The sequence below is a fragment of the Vibrio sp. K4 genome (assembly GCF_051122595.1).
GTDB lineage: Bacteria > Pseudomonadota > Gammaproteobacteria > Enterobacterales > Vibrionaceae > Vibrio > Vibrio owensii.
Genome location: NZ_CP178577.1, coordinates 2077482 through 2098149, shown reverse-complemented (window position 1 = coordinate 2098149; position 20668 = coordinate 2077482). Strand labels below are relative to the sequence as shown.

The window sequence follows — 20668 nt, the reverse complement described above, 5'->3', positions numbered from 1 at the left end:
GATGTCGTCTGTTGCCAACATGCGCTCTCGTTGGAGCGCTTGTATGCCTGAATGGTTTACGCGTTTTTTGTCGCGCTTCCTGTCACTCGGGGTAGTGGTTGTGCTGGTGGGTTTGATGCCGGATATTGCCGGTATCGACCCAAGCCAATCAATCCTCCGTGCTCGTGCGGGTGCTCAACAATTGCTGACGGCAGAAGCTCTGCAAGCAATTCGAGAAGATCTTCAACTTGACCGCAGCGCTGCTGAGCGATTGTGGGATTGGCTGACGCTTGCCATGCAAGGTGACTTAGGTGTCTCTTGGGTGAGTGGCGCATCCGTGATGGAGAGCGTTCAACAAACCGCAAAAACGTCGCTATTACTGATGCTTACAGCGCTAGGCATGGCATTTGTAATGTGCATGGCGAGCGTGTTTTACACTGTGCGTCGTTGGCAACAGAATCGTTTAGACAAACATCATGACACGCTCAGTTCGGTGCTGGTCTCACTGCCAGAATACGTGATTGCTTCATTGCTGATCATGGTGTTTTCCATCTGGTTAGGTTGGTTCCCACCTTATGGTTGGCAAGGCGTACAAAACCTCTGGCTACCCAGTTTGGCAATGGCATTGCCTGCTGCTGGCTTGTTCGGGCGCCTACTCAATGACAGCCTCAAGCGTGTATTAGATGAGCCTTGGGTGATCACTTGGCTATCGGCGAACGTCAGTCAGTTTCAAATCTTACGCTTTGCCTTGTGGCGTGCCGTTAGTAACTTGATTCCTCAAATCGCAATGACGGTGATTGGTTTAACCGGCGGTGCGGTTGCTGTGGAACAAGTGTTTTCCATTCCGGGTATCGGACGACTAATCTTAGGCGCAGCGAAGTCACAAGATCTGCCGATGCTTCAAGGTGGCTTGTTGGTGTTGCTGGTGTTCTCAATGTTGATCAGCAGTGCGAGCATCTTATTGCAACGCTGGTTACTCGGGCACAGTGTCACGAGTGGCAAGTTGATCAGCAGTCACAGCACGTTCCGTTTTACCCAAAGCACCACCAAACGTATCGTCAGTGCGACAATCTTTGCCTTGCTGATTGGTTGTGCGGGATGGGCGTTAATGCGCGATCCTTACACTATCCAATTTACTCGCCTTGAATCGCCTAGCTTAGCAGCACCGTTTGGTGCCGATGCGGTTGGTCGAGATCTGCTTGCTCGTGTTGGCGGCGGTATGATGTCGACAATCAAAATGGGCATCATCGCAACCTTCCTTAGTTTGGTGATTGGTTTGCTGCTCGGCTTTGTGACTCGTTATAGCCAAGGCTTAATTGAGATTACCAAAGGTGTGCCATACATTGTGGCGGGTCTGCTGATTGCTGGTCTAACGGGGATGAATCCAAATAGTGCCTTGATTGCGATTGTTATGGTGTCATGGGCACCATTAGCAGCGCACTGTGCGAGCTTGTTGATGGAAGCCAAAGCGCAGCCTTACACGCATCTTGCGCCCATTTGGGGAACCAGTCAGTGGCGAGTACTCCGTTACTACTTGTTGCCTTATGTGCTGCCGCCATTGATTCGCCACGCGTTTCTGCGTTTGCCGTACATTACGCTTAGCCTGACTTCTCTGAGTTTTATCGGACTTGGCGTTAAACCGCCAGAACCTGAATGGGGCTTATTGATTGCGGAAAACTTGCCTTACATCGAGCGCTCACCATTAGGTGTCTTGCTGCCAATCTCAGGCTTAGTTTTGATGGCAATTGCAATCAACTTGTTGTTCGACGATTAAACCGGACTCGTGAACTTTCCAACAGCCTCAATAGCGATATTGAGGCTGTTTTCTTTCTGTTTCATTATTCGCCATTGTGCGTCCCAAAAGCCACCCATACATTTGCGCTCTGACGTGCCATTCTTAAGCTGACTTTCTCGGTTTTTATCATGATAGGAAAGGGCATGAAGGAATACGCGCCGCAGTACAGCAAAAAAGAAAAGATCATCAGAGTCGCTATCGCTGGCGTATTTGGCCTTCTAGTTGGTGTGCTGTTTAAGCTTGAGGGAGAGCCTCTGCTGCAAGCAGTCGCCGAAGCGCCGGAATGTTATGAAGTGTTCGGTATGCAGGGATTAGAACTTCTGGTTCACATACTGTTCTTTTGGATGCCACTGTCCGTGTTTTTACTTTCTGCGGTATTGATGTTGCCTCTCGGTGTACGTGGCTTGATTGAAGGTCAGTTCCCACCAAAAGGCGTCAAAGTATTCAGACCCACAGTGATTCAACGCGGCAAACTTGGTACGCTTAAATCCCTTATTCATCTGTTGTTCCCCTTATTGTGCTTTGGTTTTGTTGTGTGGGGTAATGTTCAAATTGAACCCATGATGGAGATGCTTAATGGTGAAGATATGAATGTGACTTGCCAAAGTGGAAAAAGAGGGGACAAGCCCCTCTAAGATAATTTATGTGGATGGTTTAAGGTCAACGTCTTTTGTTCATGATTACAGAACCTTAGTTTTGGTGAGCTCTTTGATGGCAGACAGTACCGCGGTTGGCAGTGCTGCAACGCCTAAAATCATGGCAAGGTGCCTAAGCTCAATCGCCTCGGTGCTTAAAATCAGCTGACCCAAGTTGGTGTAAATCACCCCTAATGACAGAATTGCCGATGTGGCGATAGCGCCTAGCAGGTATTTGTTAGTAAACGGGTTTACTCGATACAGAGACGTGAACGTTCGGCTATCAAACAAGTGCCACAACTGACCAAAAATCAAAGTAAGAAACGCCACGCTCTGTGCGTACTGGGCACTGAAACCATGACTCAAAGCCATTAAGAAAGCGCCAAAACTTACCCCGCCTAATGCTAACCCTCGAATCACGATTCGGGTTCCTAAACCATCGGAGAAGAATCCTTGGTCACGCTTACGTGGCTTTCGCTCCATCAGGTCTTTTTCTTTTGGTTCAACCCCTAATGCTAGGGCAGGTAAACCATCCGATACCAAGTTCACCCAAAGAATCATCAGCGGCGTTAGCGGAAGGATAGCCTCTGGTCCCATCACTAAGAATGCAAACAGAATCACCGACACTTCTGCTACGTTTGCGGTTAGCGCTTGGCGGATAAACTTACGCAGGTTATCGAATATTTGACGACCTTGGCGTACCGCTCGAACGATGGTGCTGAAGTTGTCATCCAGCAAAATCAGATCGCCGGAATCTTTGGCGACAGAGGTTCCCGTAATACCCATAGCGACGCCGATATCGGCGCTTCTAAGTGCTGGTGCGTCATTGACTCCGTCTCCAGTCATGGCGGCAATTTCGTTGTTTCTTTGTAGCGCTTGGACGATGCGCAGTTTGTGCTCTGGTGTTACTCGGGCAAACACAGCGGTTTCTTCAGAGGCATATTCTAAGGTTTGCTCGCTCATGTTATCGAGTTCAGTACCCGTGACCACACGTTTGTATTGTCCATTGATAATGCCAATATCTTTGGCAATCGCCGCCGCCGTTGCTGCATGATCTCCGGTAATCATTACGGTGCGAATGCCAGCGTTGTAACACTCTTTTACCGCAGAGCGGACCTCCGGACGAGGCGGATCCATGATGCCAAATACCGCCAGCATACTGAGGTCGTTTTCCAGTTCGCTCACATCTGCGTCAAGCTCAGTTTTGTCCAATCGACGGCAACCTACCGCCATCGTACGCAAGGCTTGCTTGGCAAAGCTTTCAATCGCGCCATCAAAACGCTTGCTGAGATCTTTGCCGATACACTGGGAGAGTTCATTGAATCGGTTTGGCTGCTCTTCCATAGGCACTAATCCACCTTCAACCATATAGTTGCTCGATTTCTGCAGCATAAAGTCGGGCGCTCCAGCCACGGCTAAAAAGTGCTGTCCGCTTGGATCTTGGATAATCACCGAAGACATCTTACGCTCAGAATCAAACGGGAAGCGTTTTAGAATCTGATAACCTTGTTTCTCTAGATTCTTTGGCGTAATTCCAAGCTTTGCGGCTGCCACTAATAACGCTCCCTCCGTTGGGCTGCCTCGCAGACTCCATGCGTCTTCGATAAAGGCGAGCTCAGACTCATTCGACATCGCTGCAACGATCAATCCCATCTTCATTGCAGAGCTTTCTAGAGCATGTACACCGTGACTCTGAGGGACAAATTTACCTTTCGGTTGGAAGCCGTTTCCGGTCACTTCCCAGTAACGTCCAAAACTGTCGTACGCTTGCATCACCTGCATTTGATTTTGGGTTAATGTCCCCGTCTTATCGGAGCAAATGACAGTTGTTGAGCCTAAGGTTTCGATTGCCGAGAGTTGCTTTACCAAGGCGTTGTTCTTTGCCATTTTGGTTGAGCCCATGGTCAGCACAATGGTGAGCACGGTAGGCAAGCCTTCTGGAATAGCTGCAACAGAGAGCGAGATACCCGTGGTTAGGATGTCCAGCCAATCCATGCCGTAGGCAAAACCAATCGCGCAGATAACAGCAACCACGCCCAAACCAATAAACAACAAGGCTTTGGCTAAGGTATCCATACGCACTTGCATCGGTGTTTTTGTGGTTTCAGTTTGCGTCATCATGTGCGCAATACGACCGACTTCCGTCTGCATGCCCGTGTTGGTGACGATCCCTAATCCGGAGCCAGTTGTGACGATGGTCGTCATAAAGCCCATATTAATTTGGTCACCCAAGCTGACTTGTTTGCTATGGATAGCACTGACTTGCTTTGTCACTGGTTCTGATTCACCAGTGAGTGCCGCCTCATCAATCGACAGGCGGTTTGCTTCGACAATGCGCACATCGGCAGGAAGAATGTCACCTGTGCTGATTTTAATCACGTCGCCAGGCACTAAGGTTCGAGCTGGAACATGTATCCATTTGTTGTCACGCAGAACATCCGCTTCAGGTGCCGCCATATCACGCAGTGCTTCCATGCCTTTCTGGGCTTTGTATTCCTGCCAAAAAGAGATGCCGGTATTAATTACGATGATGGTGCCAATCGCAATGGCATCAATGAGGTGTCCGGTAAACCAAGACACTAAAGCACCAACCAATAGGATGTAAATCAAAGGGTTTTTGTATTGCTCTAAATAGAGTTGCCAAGCCGATTTCGATTTGTGCGTCGCCAGTGCGTTGTCACCATACTTATTGAGGCGTTGTTGATGTTCTGTATGAGAAAGTCCGGCATTGGTATCAGTAGCCAAATGCTGCTCTATCTCTGACGTTGATTGCTTAAACCAAGGTTTTATAGTCATAAAAATTACTCCAAATTTCCTTCCGGTGGAGTGGTGAATGAGTGAGTTTGTGTTGTCTTCTGATGTGCTCAGAACAAGATGAAATTAACGATGTTGAAATAAATCCAGATGCCCGAGATATCGACGAGAGACGCTAAAACCGGACTCACCAAGATGGCTGGGTCGAGCTTTAGCGCACGCGCACCAATGGGCAGTAAGCCGCCTAATACCGTCGATATCGTGACTTGAATAAACAGTGCGATGGCAACCGCAGTGGCGATCAGTGACAACCCAAATCCTTCCGACGAAGCGGCGGGTGTAAACAGGGCTATTCGACCGACAATTACCAAAGCCAGAATACCTGCGAGTAGGAGCGCAACACGGCTTTCTTTCCACAGTACGGCTCGCCATTGGCGGTTTTTAATCTCTCCGGTGGCTAATGCTCTCACCACCAAAGTCGCAGCTTGTGATCCTGTGTTACCGCCGGCAGCCGCGATCACTGGCATGTAGATCGCAAGCAAAACCAACTGGCTGAGTAAATCTTCGTAGCTGGCGATGATAAAGCCCGAAAAAATGCCGAAGATGGCAAGTAACACAATCCATCCCACGCGCTGCTTAACGTGTTCCAACACACCAGTTGAGAGATAGTCGTCAGCGGGCTCTGCTTCCGAATGAACAAAGCCCAACTGAAATGAGAGATGGCTAGCGGCTTTGTCGAAGCCATATTTTTCCATCTTTACTATCCAATATTGCACGTAACCTAAAGGGCAGTAGGAGAGCAAATCGACGACCTCATCGGTATTGGTATGAGCAAGCCAATGGATTTTTTCTGCTTCACTTAGCGCGTAAAACTGAGCTAAATGCGGTTGCTGATGTTCGCCAAGGTTGATTGGCTTACCGGACTCGCTAACAGTAATCATGGTGACGTCACTAAGCGGTTTTCATGATGATCACCGAAGCAATCACCGTAAAAATGCCGACCCAACCAATTGGTTTGAGTTTTTGTTTAAACAAGAACCAACCACCGAGTGCGGTTCCTAAAATACCGATGGCTCCCCAACTGGCGTAGGCAATGGCAAGGTCGATTTCTTTCACGGCTTGTGCTAGTAAAGTGAATGCAGCGAGCACAAGTACAATGGCAGAAATACCCCAACCCTTGTGTTCAAAGCCGCGTGATTTAGTCAAAGACATGTTCGCCGCGATATCGAGCAGTGCCGCTAAAACGACGTAACCGAAAGAGACGGTGAGAAAAGCGTTCATGGTTATACTCCAAGGCAATTAGTGAGGTTGAATTAGCATTGCGTGTTCGTCTTTCTTACTTGGCTGGTGGTGCTCTTCACCCAGTGTGACTAGTACCACTCCGACAACCACAAGCGCGAGACCAAACAGCTCTTGTGCATTGAGCTGAGAATCGAAATAGAACATGGATACGATGGTGATTAAGGCAATGCCAAGTCCTTCCCAGCAGGCGTAAGCCACGCCAATGGAAATCTTTTTCGCTGCGAGAGAAAGGAAGTAATAAGAGAGCGAAATAAGAACGTACATGCCGAGATAACCGGCGTAGCCTTCGTTGCTGCCTGCGACATTCATGAGGCTAGTGCCCGCAACTTCAGCGATGATAGCGAGTAATAAAAATAGTCGTGCTAATAACATGATTTAAAAACCTGAAAATAAAGAGTCGTTAAACAAGTCCATGTTTATTGCCACGTCACTGTGAAGAAATATTCGAAGCAATATTTGTTGTCTCGAACGATATTTATGGTGGCATAGATAATTTAAAACCTGATGCACTGAGAGTGCATTTGGCGTGATAAATATGTTGTGGAGAATATAAGTGTTTATTTCCGTGTGGGAATTAGACGTAAAGTGACATGGCAGAAAATAGAAATAAAACCAAGAAGAGAAGATGATAGAAAACAAAAAAGACGGCTGAGATAAGCCGTCTTTTTATAAGCAGGTAGAGAGAGAATAGGCTGAGAAAGGTTAAAACACCATGCCATCCGTGATGGAGGAGAAAGGCTCTGTTGAGTTAAACGTCACTCTGGCTTTACTGTTGGTGATCGCACCTTGCTCCTCCCAATAATCGAGCGTCTTACTGACGGTGTTACGAGACATACCCAGCATGCCTGCGAGGTCTTCGACCGAGATTGGGATGGAACGTTTATTCGTGACGCGGTAGAGGCTATCTAGTGCCAAGCCGACTTTGCGATTGGAGTTTCTCTCGTGGCTAATGAAGAGAATGCGGGAGGTAAATAAGAGTTTCTGTGAAAGGTGTTGTGCCGTTAACTTATTAAACTCTAGGCTGTTTTCGTACAGTTCCAACACTGTACTTATCGGCAGAACAAGGGCGGTCATGGTCTCTTGAATGTGGTAGCGCCCATACAATTTGGTTTGATTCAAAATTGCCGATTCACTGTACATAAAGCCTGGAGGAATAAAACCCGCAAAGCGTTCTGCACCATCAAAGTTCTGTCGGTAAACGCTGATTAGCCCACTAAATACAAACAAAAAGTTTTCTAACTCTTGTCCCTGTACCTCAAGAATTTCTCCTGCTTCGATGGTTTGAACTTCTCCAGCTTCAAGTAACTGTGTTGCGAACTCTTCAGAAAGACCGAACAAATCCATGAGTGATTGTTTGGGTGTCATCGTTATTTAACCAAGCGCTATTAATCAACCACTTAGATCTTAGCCAGACAAAACAGGCTTTGCAAACCGATTATTTTTCCTCAAATGCACTCTGAGTGCATTAGGCTGATTGGTATTTTTGTTAGCTTAATAATTAACTTATGAACAGTGTTCATTTAATCATCATTGATTGAATGGAAATAATTCATTCGAGATTCGATTAATAATTAAAGGTTAGTTATGAAAAATACGATTAACGATATTTTTGAAGTGTTGCGATGTTACTTATTATTGCATGAAGACAATCGTTCAAAAATTCTCAGCTTATACATTAATACTGACAGTAAAAATCCAGCCAACCATCGTGAACGCCCTGCTTGGCAGATCGAAGTGAGCAATCAACTGGCCGCATTGCGTGAAGAGCACGGTGACGAAGGTATTCGACATATTGATTCCACACTCACATGGAAAGAAGTGGAACAACGATTGGTCAACAAGGTACTGGAAATGCGCCCGACAGGACGTTCTTTGGTGATCTTTACTGATTTGCTCGACGACATCCTGATCGAGTTGCCGATGCCTGTCGAAACAAAAGCGTACTTTGGTCAACCTCAGGTAAAGCACTTACTCTCTCAGCTCCATCGATACGGCAAATATCTCGTTATCCTTTTCTCTGAAACGGAGCACCGAGTAGTTTCCATAGACGTTCCGACGAGTTTGGGAGAGGGCACGATGGAATCGAGTATTGAATCGGGTGTATTTCTTCGCCCTGGCGGAAGAAAGTCGCGAACTCAAGCCTCAGAGCGTCGAGACTTGGATTCTGAGCGTCGTGTTATTCGCGAAGCGGCGAACGAAATCAATCGCTACTTTATGGGTGACCCGACGTTTGACCGCATTGTGTTCGGCGGCAACCTAAAAATCGCTCATCGCGTAAAGGGTGCGCTGCATCATACGGTCTCTGAAAAGTTGGTTTCTATCGAACCAATTCCTTTTGATGCCACCACAGAGCAGCTAGAACGCACGGTTAAACTGCTGGCGGATGAGTACGAAGAGTTGCATGACAATACATTGGTATTGGAACTACTGATTCGTCGAGATACTTGTGGTCGCGGCGTAGCGGGCTTGGAAAATGTATTGGAAGCACTGGAAAACGGACAGGTAAGAAAAGTCTTTTTGCCTTACCCAATTCAATCGGATGCGTTCGACCTCATCCTCGTCGAAGCTTTGATGGCTAATGTTGAGGTTGAGTTGGTGCATGGTAAAGCGGCGGATACACTGAATGAACTCGGTGGTGTGGGCGCATTGCTTTATTACATCATTCACTAATTCGTTTATAAGATTAAAGGCAGCGCTTCACCCTAATGATTCCTCGAACATTGATCGCTGATCACTGATCGCTTGATTGCTCATTGGACACCCCTAAAGAAGTGTTGCCACTCTCTACTTTCCAATATCACTATGAATACCGTTACCTCTACAAATGACGTCGTTGACGATGTGTATCCTTTGTTTGATCTGAATGAAGATGAAATGTCAGCGCTCGTCGCCTTATATACGCTTGAGAAAACTGAAGGCACAGCCGCGTATGCTGTCGATGAACAAATTGGTGTTTGGCTGTCCGATCTCAAGTTCGATTTGAACCAACAGCTGCATAACGACCTCGGTATCTACACCATTGAGTGGCAAGTTCTGGAGCAACTCAAAGCAAAACGATTCGTTACTCATGAACGCTTACCGAATACAAAAGTCGATTGGCTTAAGGATGGCGTATGCCTGTACCGTCTGTGTCCGAACGCAAAACAAATGGTTGGCGCGTGGCTAACAGTCTGCCAAGTCGAAATGCCGCTGTTGGTTCACTTCAATATCTAGTGATCAAAAACGACTCGGTCTGAATGCACTGTTTTAATTTATCTAAGCCTCGTCCTGAGGCTTTTGTTATTTGGCACAAAGAAGGTTTCAGTTTGTGACCTTGCTTCCTAGAAAAATCGTCCAATAAATCAGTTATTTGTTGAATCTAAAATATTAGTCGAAAAGACAAAAATAATTAGAGGACGTTGAACTGTATAAGCAATTTTATACGCCTTTTGTTTGATAAACTCGGTGGTGAATTGAACAATAAAACAAAGGTATCTATTCATGTTCAACAACCTTTCCATCAAGCAGAAGATAGTTCTCCCGCTGTCTTTGATGATTGTATTACTGACGGTAAGTTCAGTATTAAATGTTCTCACCATGTGGAAACAGACCGAGCTTAGTGACACGCTCAATGACCAAGTCATTCCGAGCTTATTCACTCTTGAAGATGCGTATCGCGACCTTTATCAAGCGACTTCTGCGATTCAAGGTTTGGCGTTGGCACAGACTCAAGAAGAAATTGACCACCACTTGTTTGAATACAAAGACAACGCTTACAAAGCTCTGCCTCGTATGAAGAAAGTCATGTCACTTTCTGATCAAGGCGTTCTGCCGCGAAGCCACGGTAGTGAAGTTCAACAGTTGGTCTCAACGGGTGAGCAATGGCTGCAAAGTTATGAGGCAATGATCAGCAAGCCACAATCACAGTGGGTAAACTACTACGAATCAAACAAAGCCGAATTTGAACACCAATTTGGTGCGGTCCGCGATCAATTGAACGTAGTGAAAGATGCGATTGAAGCAAAGCAAAATACGCTAAAAACGGACATTGCGGCAGCGGCGTTTCGTGCAGAAGTCATTTTAGAAGCAGGTATTGCGATTGTAATTCTAGCGGCACTTGGCATGGTGGTTTTGTTGCTTAAAACTGTAGTGAAGCCAATCAACGACATCAAAGAAGCAATGGTGCAAATTGCGTCTGGAGAAGGAGACTTAAGCCAGCGCATCAGCATCAATTCTCAAGATGAAATTGGCCAACTGGCTGGTGGCTTTAACCAGTTCGTCACTAAGATCCAAGCGACGGTGTCACAAGTGGTAGAAAGCTCAAACACACTGCGTCAGGAAATGAATAACCTAAATGCGCTGACTTCGACCATCGCAGATTCAACGGTAGGCCAACAGCGTGACAGCGAAGCCGTTGCCGCAGCTGTTCATGAAATGCAGGTGACCAGTCGTAACGTGAGTGATAGCGCAACAGAAGCTGCATTGGCAAGCCAAACCGCGAACGAGGAGTTGTCGAATACCAATGTGATTTTGGAGCAGACAGTCGCAGCTATCCGTGACCTTGCGGGTGAGATTGAAAGCGCAAGCCAAGTCATCAACACACTAGACAATGACGTAAGCAACATTGCTTCGGTATTGGACGTTATCCGTGGCATTGCAGAGCAGACCAACTTGTTGGCATTGAACGCGGCGATTGAAGCAGCGCGTGCTGGCGAACAAGGTCGTGGTTTTGCTGTCGTGGCAGATGAAGTTCGTTCCCTAGCGAGCCGAACGCAAAAGAGCACCGGCGAGATCCAAGCCATGATTGAGAAACTGCAAGCAGGTGCTGCTCAGGCGGTGGAGGTGATGCAGGGCAGTAAAACCAGCAGCGAAGACACCATCCAATCGGCAGGCTTGGCGACAGAGTCGTTGGCTGAAATCCTCAACGCGATCGCACGTATGAACGAGATGAACACGCACATTGCAACAGCAGCAGGCCAACAAAGCTCAGTGAGTGATGAAGTGAACAGCAACGTTCAAGGTATCGCAGACAGCAGCACGTCCATTGTGGATGTAGTGAGCCAAGCGCAACAGTCACTGTCTATGCTGTCTGAACAGACACAGCAGTTAGATAAGCAAGTCAGCCAGTTCCGCGTATAAAACAGCGCTATACCTATTACGCTCTACCTGAAATAAAAAAAGGCACCTTTGATTATCAAAGGTGCCTTTTTGTAAGTTTCTTTAGAAGCGGTAAGCATCAGTATAAGCAGCGGAGCGTCATATTCTTTAGAGTTCTCTCTGCTCTGCCGAAAAAGAGCAAACTGCATTGTTCATCTAGATAGTAGATACGATTGTGGCGCATGGTCACCGGCTTTTCATAGCTCAATACAATGTATTCGTTTCCCTTAGATTTTGAATATTCATATTGATAGTCAAGCGATTGATACTCTGTCACTGCGCCACCGATAGGTGAGTAGTGATTGCGGGTCTCAATGTTATCTTTATAGAGCCTAGTATAGGTCGTCCACCTGTATTGCATCGCTTCTACTTTGCCAAAAAGTTGTACTTTTGACTGGTGTGCTGTGAACAAGAGAATGCCGTTGAACACAACCAATGCGATCAATATTTTGAATTTATGGGCATTGAAGTAAAAGCTGATCTTTGTGATAAATGCATTCATGGTTGTTAATTGTCACTACCGTTTTTCCGTCATCGGAACGTTTTATTTCTGGGTAAACTTTGGCTCTTAGCACTTGTTCAAAGTCGTGCTTGAAATACAGTGCTTTCGTCGTTTCATAAAGATTAAACAGCGTCACAAACAGCATGACTATAAAAAGTGCATTCCATAGTTTTGCGTTTTGCTTGCTGGTTGACTTGAGAGCACACTGTTCTGGCTTGGTCATTGGCTTTAAAACTGGCTCTTCTGGAGCAAATTTAAAATTGAGGGAATAGCCAACCCCAGGGGTATTAACCAGAATGGTCTTTTCGTTATCTTCCAACGTTCGTCGGGTGCGATTAATCAGCTGCGGCAAGCTCTCTTGTGAGATATGCTCATAGCCCCAAACCTGCTGAATAATCTCTTTATTGCTGATCGTGTTTGGATACGCATCAACAAGGCAATTTAACAACGCTTTTTGTTTATTGGTCAGCTTAACCGCTTCTTGTTCTTCTGCTTTGCCATTCAAAGGGGATGGCTGTAAATAGTGAGTCGTCCTGTCCCAAAGGTAATTCCCTAATACTAAAGAGTTATTATTGTTCATAACCAACTTATTTCGTATGTCAGGTTGTTTAGGGGGAGCGAATTATAGGGTAATAAATACGGAAATCAACGCTTATATTTGCAATTTATTTAATCAAAGCGAGCTTTAAATGTTCAATTAATGATGCAATGTTAAGCGAGTGTAAATTCTTGTTTTTTCATTTATTCTCACGATATTTAATAAGCTTTCTTTTCTCTGCGATAGCAAGATCACTGACTAATAGGTTTGCTTTGTCACGAATTCTCTGGTTTTGTCTACTCTTTTTTACTGTTTTTATTAAGAAAAATCTGATTTCGATTGCTCACAGAAAATTTATTTTTCCAATAAAAAAGCGTTCAAATTGAGAGATCAACGACAGCTTTCGAATAAACATTTTTGTCTATCGTAAAGAACGTTAAATTTTGTTGTATGTACAACATTGAATAATTATCATCCCGACTAATATTTGCTGACTTTTTATTGAGTCACGTTGTTTTAGTTAGGAAGAGAGAATTTTCATGACACGTAGAACCACGCTATCGCTCTTGATTGCGTCGAGCCTATTATTGGTCGGGTGTGAACAGAGCCAAGAAGGACAAGCGCAAGGTGGTCCAGCGCCGACACCAGAAGTGACGGTATTGACGGTAGAACCTGTTCGCCAAGCGCTAACAGTAGAACTGCCAGGCCGCAGCCGAGCGTTTAAAGAAGCAGAAGTTCGCCCACAGGTAACGGGTATTATTTCTGAGCGTAATTTTGAAGAGGGTGGTGTGGTTGAGAAAGGTCAATCGCTTTACCAGATCGACGATTCTACGTTCCAAGCAGACCTATTAAGCGCAGAAGCTGAACTGATCCGTGCTCAAGCATCGGAAGAGTCAACGTACTCAACGGTTCGTCGTTACCGTGCGTTGATCACCAAGAAGTCGATCAGCCAACAAGATCTAGATGAAGCAGAAGCGGCTTACAAAGAAGCAAAAGCGCAAGTGTTGGTCGCTAAAGCGAGAATCAACACAGCGAAGATCAACCTGTCTTACGCACAAGTGAAAGCGCCAATCAGCGGTGTGATCAGCAAGTCTAACGTAACGGCGGGTGCGCTGGTAACGGCAAACCAAGCGGCGACGCTAACGACTATCCAGCAGCTAGACCCAATCAATGTTGATATCGTGCAATCTTCTGCTCAGTTACTCCGTTTGAAAGCAGCGATGTCACAAGGTCACTTGCAAAAAGACGAGTCTGCTCAAGTAACACTAACACTTGAAGACGGTTCGACTTACGCGCACAAAGGCACCATGAAGTTTACTGAAGTAAACGTAGACGAAAGTACGGGCAGCGTAACGCTACGTGCAGAATTCGCGAACCCAGATGGCTTATTGCTACCAGGCATGTTCGTGCGCGCAACGGTAACAGTAGGTGTGGACCCTGTGGCGATTCTTATCCCGCAAAACACAGTAACGCGTGACGCAACTGGCAAAGCTTCAGTCATGACTGTGGGTGCGGACAACAAAGTGTCTATCACTCCAGTGACGACGGCAGAGTCTATTGGTAACCAATGGCGCATCACAGAAGGCTTGAAAGTGGGTGATAAAGTCATCACAACTGGTCTGCAAATGGTGCAACCGGGTAACCCAGTGACCATTCAATCAGGTGAGCAGGCATAATCATGGCACGATTCTTTATCGATCGTCCGGTATTTGCTTGGGTACTTGCGATTCTGACCATGTTGGCGGGCGTAATGTCCCTGTTCAACTTGCCGGTTTCTCAATACCCGACGATTTCACCGACCACGATCTCAATCAATGCCCGTTACCCGGGTGCTTCTGCGAAAACCGTAGAAGACTCAGTGACTCAGGTTATCGAGCAAAACATGACGGGTCTGGACTACCTACGCTACCTAAACTCAAGTAGTGATGCGTTTGGTAACGCGACCATTACGCTGACGTTTGATAGCGAAGCGGATCCAGATATCGCGCAAGTTCAGGTGCAGAACAAACTGCAATTGGCGATGACGTCGCTTCCGATGGAAGTACAAAGCCAAGGTATCATCGTAAACAAATCCAACACCTCATTCTTGATGGTTGTGGCGGTTTACTCTGAAGACCCTGAATTCACAGAAAACGACATTGGCGACTTTGTTGTTACCAATATTCAAGACCCGATCAGCCGTGTTACTGGTGTAGGTCAAGTGCAAGCGTTTGGTTCTCAATACGCAATGCGTGTTTGGCTAGACCCATTCAAACTGACTCAGTTCAACCTAACAGCAATCGACGTTGCGAACGCGATTCGTGAACAAAACGCACAGGTTTCTTCGGGTCAGTTAGGCGCAGCACCTGCTCAGTCTGGTCAGTTGCTTAACGCGACGATTTCTTCAGCAAGCCGACTAACCAGCGTGGCTGAATTCAGAAACATCATTCTTAAATCAGAAGCGAACGGTTCGAACGTTTACCTGAAAGACGTGGCGCGTGTTGAGCGCGGCGCAGAAAGCTACGACATCAAAGGTCAGTACAACGGCTTCCCAGCGGCAGGTCTTGGTATCTCTCTCGGTACTGGTGCGAACGCGCTAGAAACGGCAGAAGCTGTAAAAGAACGCCTTGGTCAGCTAAGTGCGACTTTCCCAGATGGTTTGAAGATCGCTTACCCGTTTGAGACAACGCCATTCGTTGATGCGTCGATCAAAGAAGTAATCAAGACACTGCTTGAAGCGATCGTATTGGTATTTTTGATCATGTACCTGTTCTTGCAGAACTTCCGTGCAACGATCATCCCAACGATTGCGGTTCCGGTGGTATTGCTCGGTACTTTCGCGATCCTTTACGCGACCGGCTTTAGTGTTAACACCTTAACCATGTTTGCGATGGTTCTGGCAATCGGCTTGCTGGTGGACGATGCGATCGTAGTAGTTGAGAACGTGGAACGTGTAATGCACGAAGACGGTCTCGATCCAAAAGAAGCGACGAAGAAGTCAATGGGGCAGATCACTGGCGCGCTAGTGGGTGTTGGTCTGACGCTGTCTGCGGTATTCGTACCGATGGCATTCATGTCTGGCTCAACCGGTGTTATCTATCGTCAGTTCTCTATCACTATCGTAGCGGCGATGACGCTCTCAGTATTGGTGGCGATCATTCTTACTCCGGCACTTTGTGCGAGCTTGCTGAAGAAAGGCGATGCAGAATTTTCGGATAAGAAAGGCTTCTTTGGTTGGTTCAACCGTAAGTTTGATGCAGCAACGGCGGGTTACGAAGCGGGCGTAGCGAAAATGCTAAAACGCACTGGTCGTATGCTGTTGGTGTTCGCGGCAATGAGTGCGGGCGCAGGTTGGTTGTTCATGAACCTACCAACGTCGTTCCTGCCTGATGAAGACCAAGGGACGGTGTTCTCAATGGCAATCTTGCCACCGAACTCGACTCAAGAGCAGACTGAAAAGACACTAGAGAAAGTCCGTAACTACTTCCTAGAAGAAGAGAAAGACAACGTTGCGTCAGTGTTCTCGGTAGCGGGCTTCAGCTTCGCGGGTCAAGGTCAGAACATGGGTATGGCGTTTATCGGTCTGAAAGATTGGTCAGAACGTGAAGCACCGGGTTCGGATGCGGCTTCGCTGACAGGTCGTGCGATGGGTTACTTCTCAACGATTAAAGAAGCAATGGTGTTTGCGTTTGCACCACCAGCGATTCAAGAGTTGGGTAACGCGACTGGTTTCGACTTCTACCTACAGGACTCAACCGGCAACGGTCATGAAGCATTGGTAGCGGCTCAATACCAAATCCTAGGTATGGCAGCACAAAACCCGAAACTGGTGGGCGTGCGTCCTAACGGTCAGGCAGATGCGCCGATGTACCAAGTTCATATCGATCACGTAAAATTGCGTGCGCTTGATGTGAGCATCAACGATGTAAACCAAATCCTAGCTTCGGCATGGGGTGGTGCGTACATCAACGATTACATCGACCGCGGACGCGTGAAGAAGGTAATGGTGCAAAGTGATGCTGAACACCGCATGCAGCCGAAAGATTTCGACTCATGGTATGTGCGTAACTCACAAGGCGAAATGGTGCCATTCTCGGCATTCGCAACGGGTGAGTGGACTTACGGTTCTCCGCTATTGCAACGCTTTAACGGCCTGCCTGCGATGAATATCCAAGGTGGTGCGGCTCCGGGCGTAAGTACTGGTGAAGCGATGGCAGAAATCGAAGCCATGGTAGAAAAACTGCCTCCTGGCTTTACGGTAAACTGGAACGGCATCTCTTACGAGGAACGTCTGTCTGGTAACCAAGCGCCAATGCTTTACGCGCTGTCGATTCTGGTTGTCTTCCTTGTACTAGCTGCACTTTATGAGAGCTGGTCAGTACCATTCGCGGTTGTACTTGTAGTACCTCTAGGTGTGCTAGGTGCGGTACTTGCGGTCATGACTCGCGGCATGGATAACGACGTATTCTTCCAAGTAAGCTTATTGACCACTGTTGGTTTGGCAACGAAGAACGCGATTCTTATTGTGGAATTCGCCAAGGAATACTATGAGAAAGGCGCGGGCTTGATTGAAGCAACGCTGCACGCGGTACGTGTTCGTCTTCGTCCTATCATCATGACCTCGCTTGCGTTTGGTCTGGGTGTAGTGCCACTAGCGATCAGTGCGGGTGTAGGCTCTGCGGGTCAGAACGCGGTAGGTACGGGCGTACTTGGTGGTATGGTAAGTGCGACCTTGCTTGGTATCTTCTTCGTGCCTGTGTTCTTCGTTGTGGTTGAGCGTTTGTTCGACCGCCGCGCAAGAAAGGAAGCACAAAAAGAGCAAGTGGAATCTACTTCACAGCCAACGGCAAGCCAAGAGTAAGACTTAGCGCTCAAGACTAAGTTATACTATTGCTAATAAGTACAAGAAAAGGGCGCTTCGGCGTCCTTTATTTTTGGATTCAATTGGATAGTTTGCGTTTGAGGTTTAATTTTTACGTCATTCTGAACAGCGAGGGGCGAGCATGATTCAGAATCTGCTCACCGAGTGCTGCAACTTGATGTGAAACATTGAGCCAAGAGCGTGTGGCAATTAGATTCCTGATCTCGCCTAGGCTCGTCGGAATGACCGAGATTTGAGTGTTGAAAGAGATCCCCAACTCGCTCGTCCCTCGCTCTTGAGGATGACGGACGTAGGGTCTCTGAGGCTCATCAGAATGCTCGGAATATTGAATTGAGCATGTCACTCAACAACGCGTCATTCCCGAAGGCGACGAAGGAGCGTAGTCGGGAATCTCTTGTAAACGCAGTACTATCCAAATGAAAACAAAGCCGAAAGTAGAATAGGCAAGTATGAAAGATCAGAAGATTTCTCCGATATCCGTGTTGGATCAAAGCCCGATGTTTGTGTGCAGCGTGATGAACCGAACCTTCCGCAATCGTGCCCAAGCAGAGCTATCGCGTCAGGACTTAATGACGTTGGAAATGGCGAGTGCCTTGGCGGCGTTAGAAGAGTTTCAACCGATGAGTCAGCAAGAACTGGCGGATGCGGTTCTAACGGAGCGAAGCGTCGCAAAACGCATGGTGGATAACTTAGAGAAACGAGGTTTTGTTAAAGTTTCTAAGAGCGAAACCAATCAGAGATTAAAGATTCTGACACTCACCAAAGAAGGGGTAGAAGCGGTACGCAAAGTGCACCGCATCATGACCAACCTTAAGCAAGATTTCTTTTCTTGTTTGACGGAGGAAGAGTCCGACGAATTCTTCCGTTTGGTGCGTAAAATGACCTTAGCCAATCACGCTTAATTCTGCATTTCAAACGATGGCGAACCAATTAGCTTTCTGTGAGGAAACGGTTCGCCACTTCAGCTTCTTGCTTCTTCATCAATTGGTGCGCGGTCAGCATGTGTTGTTCCATCACTTGTTTGGCTTTTGAAGCGTCACCTTTACGCAATGCTTCCACCAGTGCACGTTGGCTTTGCACGCCCGTTTGCCACAGTTTGTGGTTACCCGGTTCATACAGTTTTCGATAAATCGTTAGCTCGGTAAGCATCTGCGCAGTAAAACGAACCACAAACTTCAGCAGTTCATTTCCAGAGTAACTGGCTAATAGACTGTGAAACTCTATCGATGCAATGTGGTGTTCGCGCTCTTGATACACGTCTTCTGGTGGCGTTTGATACTTATCGATTTGCTGATCGAGCGTAACAAGCTGTGCTTCTGTTAATGTGCCTGCTAATGAGGCAGCGATTTCTGGTTCAAGTGACAAGCGGATTTGGTACAGGTCAGAAATCGAAACGTCTTTAAAGAACAGGTAGTTGCTTAGCAGTGCCTGAGCTTTGTTCTCACTCATCTCGCTAACAAACACACCGCCTTTTGGCCCTGTCTTGGTTGATAGAATGCCTTGTGCCTCAAGGATTCGCATGCTTTCTCGCACCGTGCTTTTGGAAGCATCAAAGGTTTCCATGACTTCGATTTCACTCGGCAGACGATCACCGGGCTGCAAAGCTTGATCGACGATCCAAGTTTTGATCGACTCGGCCAGTTGTTGAGTTCTACGTCCTTTCGCGCTGTTTGCCACATTTTCCTCGCTGGGTTATCTCGCGGTATCTATTGAATTTTGAAGGAAATTCAAAGGATGTCACCTGTTTTCTGCCTTTCATTTTCTGAAAAACGAACACGGTTTTAGTTATGAAACCATCCGATTATCGATCGAATCGCACTCACAAAAAAGTCTATTTATCATGATAAATGTCTTTCATTTGATATTTATCATGATAAATTAAAAAATGAACATGGTTAGAAATAGAGCGATTCAAGATGGAAAAATTTGTAGAAACGGCCAGTCTAGCGTGGGAATGGTTGGAAGATATTGCTCAATGCAGCCAAACCAATGACCCGGATAGCGAAGGCGTGACGCGTTTGTGTGCCAGTGAAGAGCACGCGAGAGCAAACGAAAAGCTACGCGAGTGGATGTTGTTGTCTGGCATGGAAGTGCGCATGGATAACGCGGCTAACCTTATTGGTCGTTACCACAGTCCGAACCCAAATGCGCAGACGCTGATCTTTGGTTCCCACCAAGATACCGTGCCAAATGGTGGCAAGTACGATGGTATTTTAGGTGTCATCCTACCTATCGCTTTGGTTCATTATTTCCATCAGCATAAATTTGAATTTCCTTTCCATATCGATGTGATTGCCTTTAGCGATGAAGAGGGCACTCGATTCCAATCGACATTACTTGGTTCAAAAGCCATTGCCGGAACGTTTGACCCGAGCGTTTTGGATGCACGCGATGCTTACGGTATTACGATGCGTGAAGCACTGACTTCATTCGGTTGCCATCCAGAACTTATTGCGCAAGATGCTTACGACAAAGACAAGGTGTTGGGCTTTGTGGAACTCCACATTGAGCAAGGCCCGCAACTTGAGCAAGCGAATTTGCCTGTGGGTGTGGTTACGGCCATCACCGGTATCGAGCGCCATACTTTGTCGGTTATAGGGAAAGCTGGTCACGCGGGTACAGTGCCAATGGACATGCGCCAAGATGCGCTAGTTGGGGCTGCGCAGGTCATTCATATGTTCGACCAACTGTGTAAGCGTGAAGACGACCTTGTGGGTGTAGTGGGCAAAATTGCCAACTTCCCGAACGGTGTGAATGTGATTCCTCAGCAAACGGACATCACCATCGAATTGCGCTCACCAAATGATGCTTCCCGTATTGCCGCACGACAAGAAATGTTGGCAAACATCGAAACTTTAATGTCGCAGTACAATCTTGCGTATCGTCACGAACAGACTTACGAGCAAGCGGCAGTTACTTGTTCTGATTCGCTCTCTTCGGCACTCACTCAGGCGATCTCGCTATCCAATATTGAAGCTAAGCACCTATTTAGTGGTGCAGGGCATGATGGCCTTGCGGTGTGTGAATTAACGGAAATTGCGATGTTGTTTATGCGTTGTACGGACGGGGTTAGCCACCATCCAGATGAAGCGATTCTACAAAAAGATCTGATGGCCGCAGTCGAAGTGCTGAACCATTTCTGCATGCTGATGAAGCATCAATAACA

16 protein-coding genes are annotated in these 20668 nt (G+C 46.9%); 9 read left to right on the top strand and 7 right to left on the bottom strand.

The genetic code is table 11. The annotated features are described in order from the left end of the window. The first annotated feature begins 1 nt into the window (after position 1). Together ACLIIY_RS09385 and ACLIIY_RS09380 are read left to right on the top strand one after the other, a co-directional pair. A complete protein-coding gene (locus ACLIIY_RS09385; protein WP_434527498.1) occupies positions 2-1753 on the top strand; it encodes an ABC transporter permease subunit in 1752 nt (583 codons plus the stop codon). A gap of 164 nt (positions 1754-1917) precedes the next feature. Continuing rightward, a complete protein-coding gene (locus tag ACLIIY_RS09380) occupies positions 1918-2409 on the top strand; it encodes a hypothetical protein (protein ID WP_434527497.1) in 492 nt (163 codons plus the stop codon). A 45-nt stretch (positions 2410-2454) separates the two neighbouring features. Here the strand turns inward: ACLIIY_RS09380 and ACLIIY_RS09375 are convergent, their stop codons facing one another. The 5 genes from ACLIIY_RS09375 to ACLIIY_RS09355 form a co-directional block, all read right to left on the bottom strand. Then, positions 2455-5205: a cation-translocating P-type ATPase gene (locus tag ACLIIY_RS09375; protein WP_434527496.1), complete on the bottom strand. Its 2751-nt coding sequence runs from the start codon at positions 5203-5205 to the stop codon at positions 2455-2457. Positions 5206-5273: 68 nt separating this feature from the next. Next, positions 5274-6104 (bottom strand): magnesium transporter, encoded by an 831-nt coding sequence (locus ACLIIY_RS09370; protein ID WP_434527495.1) that lies wholly within the window; start codon positions 6102-6104, stop codon positions 5274-5276. 10 nt (positions 6105-6114) lie between these two features. Beyond that, a complete protein-coding gene (locus tag ACLIIY_RS09365; protein WP_005437032.1) occupies positions 6115-6444 on the bottom strand; it encodes an SMR family transporter in 330 nt (109 codons plus the stop codon). A gap of 18 nt (positions 6445-6462) precedes the next feature. Further along, a complete protein-coding gene (locus tag ACLIIY_RS09360; RefSeq protein WP_029789077.1) occupies positions 6463-6837 on the bottom strand; it encodes an SMR family transporter in 375 nt (124 codons plus the stop codon). A 330-nt stretch (positions 6838-7167) separates the two neighbouring features. After that, positions 7168-7830, bottom strand: coding sequence for a Crp/Fnr family transcriptional regulator (locus ACLIIY_RS09355; protein WP_029789078.1), 663 nt, complete (start codon positions 7828-7830; stop codon positions 7168-7170). 219 nt (positions 7831-8049) lie between these two features. Here ACLIIY_RS09355 and ACLIIY_RS09350 point away from each other — a divergent pair, with 219 nt between their 5' ends. The 3 genes from ACLIIY_RS09350 (at position 8050) to ACLIIY_RS09340 (ending at position 11583) form a co-directional block, all read left to right on the top strand. Further along, positions 8050-9135, top strand: a complete 1086-nt coding sequence (locus tag ACLIIY_RS09350) for a hypothetical protein (protein ID WP_434527494.1) — start codon at positions 8050-8052, stop codon at positions 9133-9135. A gap of 132 nt (positions 9136-9267) precedes the next feature. Next, on the top strand, positions 9268-9678 hold the full coding sequence (locus ACLIIY_RS09345; RefSeq protein ID WP_041055028.1) for a hypothetical protein: 411 nt from the start codon (positions 9268-9270) through the stop codon (positions 9676-9678). A 267-nt stretch (positions 9679-9945) separates the two neighbouring features. Further along, on the top strand, positions 9946-11583 hold the full coding sequence (locus ACLIIY_RS09340) for a methyl-accepting chemotaxis protein (RefSeq protein WP_434527493.1): 1638 nt from the start codon (positions 9946-9948) through the stop codon (positions 11581-11583). A gap of 473 nt (positions 11584-12056) precedes the next feature. On the opposite strand, the gene ACLIIY_RS09335 is transcribed toward ACLIIY_RS09340, so the two are convergent. Continuing rightward, positions 12057-12683 (bottom strand): winged helix-turn-helix domain-containing protein, encoded by a 627-nt coding sequence (locus ACLIIY_RS09335; protein ID WP_434527492.1) that lies wholly within the window; start codon positions 12681-12683, stop codon positions 12057-12059. A 497-nt stretch (positions 12684-13180) separates the two neighbouring features. On the opposite strand from ACLIIY_RS09335, the gene ACLIIY_RS09330 reads away from it, so the two are divergent. From ACLIIY_RS09330 to ACLIIY_RS09320, 3 genes are all read left to right on the top strand, one after another. Continuing rightward, positions 13181-14317: an efflux RND transporter periplasmic adaptor subunit gene (locus ACLIIY_RS09330; protein ID WP_020195666.1), complete on the top strand. Its 1137-nt coding sequence runs from the start codon at positions 13181-13183 to the stop codon at positions 14315-14317. A gap of 2 nt (positions 14318-14319) precedes the next feature. Continuing rightward, positions 14320-17481, top strand: a complete 3162-nt coding sequence (locus ACLIIY_RS09325; RefSeq protein ID WP_009707045.1) for an efflux RND transporter permease subunit — start codon at positions 14320-14322, stop codon at positions 17479-17481. A 470-nt stretch (positions 17482-17951) separates the two neighbouring features. Continuing rightward, positions 17952-18404 (top strand): MarR family winged helix-turn-helix transcriptional regulator, encoded by a 453-nt coding sequence (locus ACLIIY_RS09320; protein WP_005437051.1) that lies wholly within the window; start codon positions 17952-17954, stop codon positions 18402-18404. A gap of 28 nt (positions 18405-18432) precedes the next feature. On the opposite strand, the gene ACLIIY_RS09315 is transcribed toward ACLIIY_RS09320, so the two are convergent. Next, on the bottom strand, positions 18433-19179 hold the full coding sequence (locus ACLIIY_RS09315) for a FadR/GntR family transcriptional regulator (protein ID WP_434527491.1): 747 nt from the start codon (positions 19177-19179) through the stop codon (positions 18433-18435). A gap of 239 nt (positions 19180-19418) precedes the next feature. On the opposite strand from ACLIIY_RS09315, the gene ACLIIY_RS09310 reads away from it, so the two are divergent. Next, the gene (locus tag ACLIIY_RS09310) at positions 19419-20666 is read left to right on the top strand and encodes a M20 family metallo-hydrolase (protein ID WP_434527490.1); all 1248 of its coding nucleotides are present in this window, start codon (positions 19419-19421) and stop codon (positions 20664-20666) included. Positions 20667-20668 lie beyond the last annotated feature (2 nt).

Bases quoted from the DNA above. Each gene is read 5' to 3' on its own strand.
- ACLIIY_RS09385 (WP_434527498.1), top strand. From the start codon at position 2: ATGTCGTCTGTTGCCAACATGCGCTCTCGTTGGAGCGCTTGTATGCCT.
- ACLIIY_RS09380 (WP_434527497.1), top strand. From the start codon at position 1,918: ATGAAGGAATACGCGCCGCAGTACAGCAAAAAAGAAAAGATCATCAGA.
- ACLIIY_RS09375 (WP_434527496.1), bottom strand. From the start codon at position 5,205: ATGACTATAAAACCTTGGTTTAAGCAATCAACGTCAGAGATAGAGCAG.
- ACLIIY_RS09370 (WP_434527495.1), bottom strand. From the start codon at position 6,104: ATGATTACTGTTAGCGAGTCCGGTAAGCCAATCAACCTTGGCGAACAT.
- ACLIIY_RS09365 (WP_005437032.1), bottom strand. From the start codon at position 6,444: ATGAACGCTTTTCTCACCGTCTCTTTCGGTTACGTCGTTTTAGCGGCA.
- ACLIIY_RS09360 (WP_029789077.1), bottom strand. From the start codon at position 6,837: ATGTTATTAGCACGACTATTTTTATTACTCGCTATCATCGCTGAAGTT.
- ACLIIY_RS09355 (WP_029789078.1), bottom strand. From the start codon at position 7,830: ATGACACCCAAACAATCACTCATGGATTTGTTCGGTCTTTCTGAAGAG.
- ACLIIY_RS09350 (WP_434527494.1), top strand. From the start codon at position 8,050: ATGAAAAATACGATTAACGATATTTTTGAAGTGTTGCGATGTTACTTA.
- ACLIIY_RS09345 (WP_041055028.1), top strand. From the start codon at position 9,268: ATGAATACCGTTACCTCTACAAATGACGTCGTTGACGATGTGTATCCT.
- ACLIIY_RS09340 (WP_434527493.1), top strand. From the start codon at position 9,946: ATGTTCAACAACCTTTCCATCAAGCAGAAGATAGTTCTCCCGCTGTCT.
- ACLIIY_RS09335 (WP_434527492.1), bottom strand. From the start codon at position 12,683: ATGAACAATAATAACTCTTTAGTATTAGGGAATTACCTTTGGGACAGG.
- ACLIIY_RS09330 (WP_020195666.1), top strand. From the start codon at position 13,181: ATGACACGTAGAACCACGCTATCGCTCTTGATTGCGTCGAGCCTATTA.
- ACLIIY_RS09325 (WP_009707045.1), top strand. From the start codon at position 14,320: ATGGCACGATTCTTTATCGATCGTCCGGTATTTGCTTGGGTACTTGCG.
- ACLIIY_RS09320 (WP_005437051.1), top strand. From the start codon at position 17,952: ATGAAAGATCAGAAGATTTCTCCGATATCCGTGTTGGATCAAAGCCCG.
- ACLIIY_RS09310 (WP_434527490.1), top strand. From the start codon at position 19,419: ATGGAAAAATTTGTAGAAACGGCCAGTCTAGCGTGGGAATGGTTGGAA.